Origin of the sequence: Prevotella sp. MGM2, from assembly GCF_002933955.1 — a bacterium.
Taxonomy (GTDB): domain Bacteria; phylum Bacteroidota; class Bacteroidia; order Bacteroidales; family Bacteroidaceae; genus Alloprevotella.
Genome location: NZ_BEWW01000281.1, coordinates 26,650 through 33,730, shown reverse-complemented (window position 1 = coordinate 33,730; position 7,081 = coordinate 26,650). Strand labels below are relative to the sequence as shown.

Here is a 7,081-nt window from a genome sequence, read left to right as displayed (position 1 = left end):
CCACAAATTTAACACTTTTCTCAAAATTCATGCACCGTGTTTTCGGCTTGACCCAAATAAACATCTTCCGTATTCCACCAATAAGCATCATTCTCTATCAAATAGCCGGTATCTGAAATATCACACCGCTTGCGACCTTTTTCAACAGCCTCACACAACAAATAACATCCTTTATAAGATCCATTCAACAAGACATGAGCAAAACAATAAGCCGGCTGCCATTCCATGCCTACCATCAGCCCTATCTTCATGCCGACAACAGTCTGTAAAGTATGCGTGTCCTGATAATTGCCAAGAAGCAGCCATTCCTTATCCTTAAAATCATCATCACCACGAAGCAACAAGTCAGCTTTCTTAGACAGTTTGACCTTATAAGGTTTTTTCAGCGGATAAGCACTAGAATTGCCTCTTATCTTAATCCGCATGCCTCTCTCTCCTTTGATATAATCGCCGCTGTCATACACTTTTTGTCCTTTTATTGTAATAGTAATTCTTCCCGGAACATAATTATTCCCAGTGATTCCATTTCCCATACACCCTGGCGGAGGCTGCACAAAAACGCATGTCGGCTCCACACCGTCAACGGTCGATATTTCGATAAGCGGCAAGTCTATCTGACGGATTCTATGCAAATACTCTCCACTTTCACCATCTTGAACCGCTCCTTTTACCTGATACAGGCAGGCAAACAAGAACATGGTCAAAGCCAACTTCCGAAGACCCGTTAACCTTTTTACAATCATAACGTAACTTTTTTATATGAAAATAATCTTTAAAATTCAATACAAAAATATAGATTTATTTTAAGATGACAAAAGGTGTCACAACAAGGTATTGGGCCAAACTCCCTCCTTGAAATATTGCACCGACTTACATTTTTTTGTAACTTTGCTGTCAGAAAATCAAAAAACTACAAATAAAACGAAATGATTACAGTTTCCAACCTTGCAATCCAGTTCGGTAAACGTATCCTTTATCAGGATGTCAACATGAAATTTACCAACGGTAATATTTATGGAATCATCGGTGCAAACGGTGCCGGAAAATCCACTTTGCTCCGCGCTATTTCCGGTGATTTGGAGCCAACAAAGGGGTCTGTAGACATGGGGCCTGGGGAGCGTTTATCAGTACTGAGTCAGGACCACTTCAAATATGACAACAATACCGTGCTAGACACAGTATTGATGGGACACACAGTCATGTGGGACATCATGCAACAGCGTAATGAACTTTACTCAAAAGCCGATTTCACTGATGAAGACGGCATAAAAGTTGCGGAACTGGAAGATAAATTTGCCAACATTGGCGGTTACACAGCCGAAAATGACGCAGCCACACTCTTAAGCGGTCTGGGCATAAAAGAAAATCTCCACGGTAAATTGATGGGCGAACTTTCCGGTAAACAAAAAGTACGTGTCATGCTGGCACAGGCTCTTTTTGGAGAGCCAGACAATTTGCTATTGGACGAACCTACCAATGACCTCGACCTGGAAACTGTGGAATGGCTGGAAGAATATTTGGGAAATTTTGAGCATACAGTGCTTGTTGTCAGCCACGACCGTCATTTTCTAGATCAGGTGTGTACGCATACCGTAGACATAGATTTCGGAAAGGTAACACTTTTCTCAGGAAACTATTCATTCTGGTACGAATCTTCACAGCTGGCTCTTCGTCAGGCACAAAATCAAAAACAGAAAGCAGATGAAAAGCGTAAAGAACTGGAAGAGTTCATTCGCCGTTTCTCTGCCAACGTTGCCAAAAGCAAGCAGACAACCAGTCGCAAAAAAATGCTGGAAAAACTAAATGTGGAAGAAATCAAGCCATCCACACGCAAATACCCGGGAATTATTTTCCAAATGGACCGTGAACCAGGCAACCAAATACTCGAAGTTCACGACCTTAAAGCGGTAACAGAGGATGGTACTGTACTTTTCGACAAACTCAACTTCACTGTAGAAAAAGACGAAAAAGTCGTTTTTCTTAGTCACGATCCGCGTGCGATGACCGCTTTATTTGAAATCATCAACGGTAATGCCAAACCTGCATCGGGTTCATTTAAATGGGGAGTAACAATTACAACAGCTTATCTGCCACTGGACAATACTGCTTTCTTCAACACAGATTTTAACATGCTTGACTGGCTAAGCCAATATGGTGAAGGAAATGAGGTCTACTTTAAAGCCTTCCTCGGCCGAATGCTGTTCAAGGATGAAGACATCCTGAAAAAAGTCAACGTTCTTTCCGGTGGTGAGAAAATGCGCTGCATGATTGCACGCATGCAATTACGCAATGCCAACTGTCTTATTCTTGACACTCCAACCAACCATTTGGACATGGAAAGTATCCAGGCTTTCAACAATAATCTGAAACATTACAAAGGTAATATTCTCTTCTCCAGTCACGACCATGAATTTATCAACACGGTGGCCAATCGCATAATAGAGCTTACCCCGAAAGGCACAATTGATAAATTGATGAACTATGAGGACTACATTCACGACGCACGTGTAAAAGAACTGAAAGAACAACTTTACAGTTAAATCTCATAGATATAGTATATGGCATGACTTTTGCAATAACTAAAAAGAAAACTTAAGAAAAAATGACAGAAGAGAATAAACATCAAGAAGAAGAGTTAAACGAGCAGGTTGACACGTCTCTAGAAGAACCAACAGAGGAACAGTTATCTGAAAAAAACAGCTCAGAAGAAGACAATGGCCAGACTGAAAAATCAGAAAAAGAGAAACTGGCCGAGGCGGAAGAAATGATAGCCAAACTTAAAGACCAGTTATTACGTCAGATGGCAGAATTTGACAATTTCCGCAAACGTACTATCAAAGAAAAAACCGAACTCATACTAAACGGAGGTCAGAAAGTATTGGAAAGTCTGTTACCTGTCCTTGACGATTTTGAACGGGCACAGGATAGCATGAAGCAAACCGACGACACTGAAACCATCAAAGAAGGCATCAACCTCATACAATCTAAATTAGCCAAAGCCCTAAGCACACACGGACTGAAAAAAATGGAAGTAAAGGAAGCTCTCTTCGATACCGACTTCCATGAAGCTATAGCCCTTATTCCAGCGCAAGAAGAGGAACAAAAAGGACATATAATTGATTGTGTACAATCAGGTTACTTACTCAATGAAAAAGTCATCCGGCATGCCAAAGTGGTCGTAGGACAATAATACGGCCTTTAACACCTCTTATATTATATAAAATACTATGGCTGAAGAAAAAGACTATTATAAAATTTTAGGCGTAGACAAATCGGCTTCCGCCGATGAAATAAAACGCGCCTATAAAAAAGTTGCGATAAAATATCATCCCGACCGTAATCCGGGAAACAAAGAAGCTGAAGACAAATTCAAAAAAGCCGCCGAAGCTTATGATGTATTACGTGATCCGGACAAACGCGCCCGCTACGATCAATTCGGTGCTGCCGGCGTTGACGGAAACGGCGGATTTGGAGGCTTTGGCGGACAAGGCATGGATCTCAATGACATATTCACCCATTTCGGAGATATTTTTGGAGATATGGGATTTGGAGGCTTTGGCGGATTTGGAGGTAACCGGCGGCAAGGCCGTCCTCAATACAAAGGAGGAGACTTACGCCTGAAAGTAAAACTGACATTACAGGAAATAGCCACCGGAGTCACCAAAAAGTTCAAGGTACGCAAACAAGTAACCTGCTCTTCATGCCATGGAAATGGTTGCGAAGATGGGCACCAGCCCGAAACATGCCCGACCTGTCATGGTAGCGGGTATGTAATACGCAGCCAGAGAAGTATCTTGGGGATGGTTCAAACCCAACAGCCATGCCCCGACTGTAATGGTGCCGGCACAATAATAAAGCATAAATGCAAACAATGTGGCGGTGAGGGAGTTGTAAATGGGGAAGAAATTGTAGAAATACAAATTCCGGCAGGTGTAGCAGAAGGAATGGTTGTGAACGTTCCAGGAAAAGGACACGCCGCCAAAAGAGGTGGTATTCCAGGAGACATTCAAGTGCTTATCGAGGAAGAAGCACATCCGGAACTCATTCGCGACGAAAATGATTTAATTTACAATTTATTATTAACAGTTCCTCAAGCTACATTAGGCGATTCTGTAGAAATACCTACCATTGATGGACAGGCACGCATAAAGATTGCACCAGGAACACAACCTGGTACTGCGCTTCGACTTAGAGGAAAAGGTTTGCCTGCCGTCCAAGGATATGGCTACGGCACGGGGGACATTGTAGTAAATATCAGCATTTATATTCCTGAAACTCTATCTAATGAGGAGAAAAAGGCTTTTGAAAAAATGAGCGACAGCGACAACATGAAGCCCAATCCCTCCATTAAAGAAAAAATATTCAAAAAGTTCAGAAACTATTTCAGTTGAGATAAACTCAAAAAGCTATTTCGATTTGAAACAAAGAGAGAGCAAGTAGACACAATATCCTCATTGTTTTGTCTGCTTGCTCTTTTATATTTATAAAATCAGATTCATGACCTATTCAGAAACCATTGAATATCTCTACAACAGCGCTCCACTATTCCAACATATTGGCTCCAAGGCATACAAAGCAGGATTAGAAACCACTCTGTTACTAGACGATCACTGGGGACACCCTCACCATAACTTCAAGTCCATTCATATTGGGGGAACTAATGGAAAAGGTTCGTGCGCACATACCTTAGCGGCAATTTTACAGATGAGCGGATTAAAGGTAGGATTATACACTTCTCCCCATCTGAAAGATTTTCGTGAGCGTATTCGCATAAATGGGGAAATGATACCTCAAGAAAGAGTCATTGATTTTATTGAAAAGGAAAAAGACTTTTTCGAACCGCTCCATCCTTCATTCTTTGAATTGACAACAGCACTAGCCTTCAAATATTTTTCTGATGAGAAAGTAGACATTGCAGTTATTGAAGTGGGGCTTGGCGGACGATTAGATTGCACGAATATTATTACACCTATACTTTCAATAATAACAAATATAAGTTTGGATCACACCCAATTATTGGGAAATAGTTTATCTGAAATAGCTCAAGAAAAAGCTGGTATAATAAAGCCTAATGTCCCTATTGTTATCGGTGAAACTCATCCTGAGACACGACCCATTTTTCAGATAAAGGCAGATGCAGAAAAAGCACCTATCACATTTGCTGAAGATACTCAAGAAATCAAGAGCGCAAGATTTCTTGAGAATGGAAAACTTCATTACGAGACATTGCATTGGGGGAATTTTTCAGCAGAATTATCCGGTAAATACCAAATAAAAAATACCAATACAATCCTTAATGCCGTACGCGTTCTACAGCAATACCTATCGTATACAACACTAACATTGGAACATGTCCATAAAGCCTTTTATAATGTCAACCGTCTCACGGGATTACAAGGACGTTGGCAAATAATAGGACAATCACCTATGGTCATTTGTGATACTGGCCATAACGCTGGGGGGTGGAAATATTTAAGCCAACAACTTGCGACTTCACAGTATAACAATCTGCACATCGTTTTTGGAATGGCTGCAGACAAAGACATAAATAGCGTACTGAATTTACTTCCTAAAAATGCTTTCTATTATTTCACACAAGCATCAGTACGTCGTGCCATGCCTGCCACAGAACTTAAAGAACTAGCTACCAGACATAATTTAGAAGGAGAAACATATCCTGATGTTACCTCCGCTTTCATCGAAGCTCAAAAAAGGACTCATGAAAATGACATTATTTACATTGGCGGCAGCTCATTCATTGTTGCAGACTTACTGTCTTTTTTAGAAGAATCACACTTAAATGGCCTATAAGAAACAATCCTTATAACAAACTTTTCGTATTTTTGTATCTTTTATATCCTTAAACAACTTAATCAAGCCCGAATCTCATGAAAAAGATTTTCATAGGACTAATATTAACAACCTTCTGCCCTAATATTACAGCAACAACGTCTGATTCTATTACAGCATTACCTACAGGTTCCACCATAGAAAAAAAATGGCATTATGAACACAAGGATGCAACAGGCATATCCCTTTCGTCAATTATTAAAAAGGCCGATTTATCCTTAAAATTCGGTGGATATATTGTAGGAAAATATAGTATAAGTGACCGTAAAGGACAAGCCTCAAACGGCGGTTTTGATTTACGCTTTGTCCGGCTCTACATGAATGGATATTGTTTTAAAGATTTCTATTATCGCATACAAATGGAAGTCAATGACGCTCCAGGAACTGATAAAGGGCCAAGAATTGTCGATGCTTTTATAGAATGGCAAAAATACAATTTTCTACGTATTAAACTAGGACAATTTAAACGTCCTATCGGATTTGAAAACCCCTATAGTCCTTTAGACGTAGGAATGGGAAGCTATTCACAAGCCACAATGAAATTAGCATCTATCGGCGACCGTATAGGAGAACATAAGACATCTGGACGCGATCTAGGAATACAAATACAAGGAGATTTTATACCAGCTGCAGATGGACACAACTGGATACACTATCAAATCGGTCTTTTTAACGGACAAGGCATCAATCATAAAGACAAAGACAATCATAAAGACCTTATCGGTGGACTTTGGATTTCCCCCATCAAGAATTTATCAATCGGCGGCTTTGGGTGGAATGGAAAATACACTAACGAAAAAGCACAACCAGATCTTACAAAAGAATGGAAATCAGTTTCCAGAATAAGATGGGGAACTGGAATTAAATATGAAAGCGATTGGACTATACGTGGAGAATATATGTCTTCTGTTGGTGGAGTTGTAAACAACATTAATGCTCCAACTCGCTCCGATGCTTGGTATACCACTATCGGATTTCCTATCATTAAAAATCTCAAAGTTTATGGACGTTGGGATTGCTATCGCGATGCCAAAACATGGTCTTCTCTAAAAACAGATTATGGTATGTCTGCCAATTATAAGTTAGGTAAAAATCTCATTTTCCAACTTAATTACATCCGGACGTATGACAAGTTGGCACAAGCTAATCAACGCTATAACACGTTTGATGCACAAATCTACGCTCGTTTCTAACTTTTTCATATAAAAAAGTATTTGTATCTTTGCGAACA

At 40.1% G+C, this 7,081-nt stretch carries 6 protein-coding genes; 5 read left to right on the top strand and 1 reads right to left on the bottom strand.

Features of this window, described 5'->3' with window-relative positions; all coding sequences use genetic code 11:
• Positions 1–20: 20 nt before the first annotated feature.
• Positions 21–743 carry a CotH kinase family protein gene (locus C5S62_RS07465; RefSeq protein WP_104404751.1) on the bottom strand — a complete coding sequence of 241 codons (723 nt, stop codon included), beginning with the start codon at positions 741–743 and terminating at the stop codon, positions 21–23.
• Between the two features lie 183 nt (positions 744–926).
• Between C5S62_RS07465 and C5S62_RS07460 the strand changes: the two genes are divergently transcribed.
• From C5S62_RS07460 to C5S62_RS07440, 5 genes are all read left to right on the top strand, one after another.
• A complete protein-coding gene (locus tag C5S62_RS07460) occupies positions 927–2,540 on the top strand; it encodes an ABC-F family ATP-binding cassette domain-containing protein (RefSeq protein WP_104404750.1) in 1,614 nt (537 codons plus the stop codon).
• Positions 2,541–2,602: 62 nt separating this feature from the next.
• Complete coding sequence (locus tag C5S62_RS07455) at positions 2,603–3,190, top strand: nucleotide exchange factor GrpE (RefSeq protein WP_104404749.1); 588 nt, start codon at positions 2,603–2,605, stop codon at positions 3,188–3,190.
• A gap of 37 nt (positions 3,191–3,227) precedes the next feature.
• Positions 3,228–4,391 carry a molecular chaperone DnaJ gene (dnaJ, locus tag C5S62_RS07450; RefSeq protein WP_104404748.1) on the top strand — a complete coding sequence of 388 codons (1,164 nt, stop codon included), beginning with the start codon at positions 3,228–3,230 and terminating at the stop codon, positions 4,389–4,391.
• Positions 4,392–4,497: 106 nt separating this feature from the next.
• Positions 4,498–5,811: a folylpolyglutamate synthase/dihydrofolate synthase family protein gene (locus tag C5S62_RS07445; protein WP_104404747.1), complete on the top strand. Its 1,314-nt coding sequence runs from the start codon at positions 4,498–4,500 to the stop codon at positions 5,809–5,811.
• A gap of 77 nt (positions 5,812–5,888) precedes the next feature.
• A complete protein-coding gene (locus tag C5S62_RS07440; protein WP_104404746.1) occupies positions 5,889–7,043 on the top strand; it encodes a porin in 1,155 nt (384 codons plus the stop codon).
• The last annotated feature ends 38 nt before the right edge of the window (positions 7,044–7,081 follow it).

Bases quoted from the DNA above. Each gene is read 5' to 3' on its own strand.
- C5S62_RS07455 (WP_104404749.1), top strand. From the start codon at position 2,603: ATGACAGAAGAGAATAAACATCAAGAAGAAGAGTTAAACGAGCAGGTT.
- dnaJ (WP_104404748.1), top strand. From the start codon at position 3,228: ATGGCTGAAGAAAAAGACTATTATAAAATTTTAGGCGTAGACAAATCG.
- C5S62_RS07460 (WP_104404750.1), top strand. From the start codon at position 927: ATGATTACAGTTTCCAACCTTGCAATCCAGTTCGGTAAACGTATCCTT.
- C5S62_RS07465 (WP_104404751.1), bottom strand. From the start codon at position 743: ATGATTGTAAAAAGGTTAACGGGTCTTCGGAAGTTGGCTTTGACCATG.
- C5S62_RS07440 (WP_104404746.1), top strand. From the start codon at position 5,889: ATGAAAAAGATTTTCATAGGACTAATATTAACAACCTTCTGCCCTAAT.
- C5S62_RS07445 (WP_104404747.1), top strand. From the start codon at position 4,498: ATGACCTATTCAGAAACCATTGAATATCTCTACAACAGCGCTCCACTA.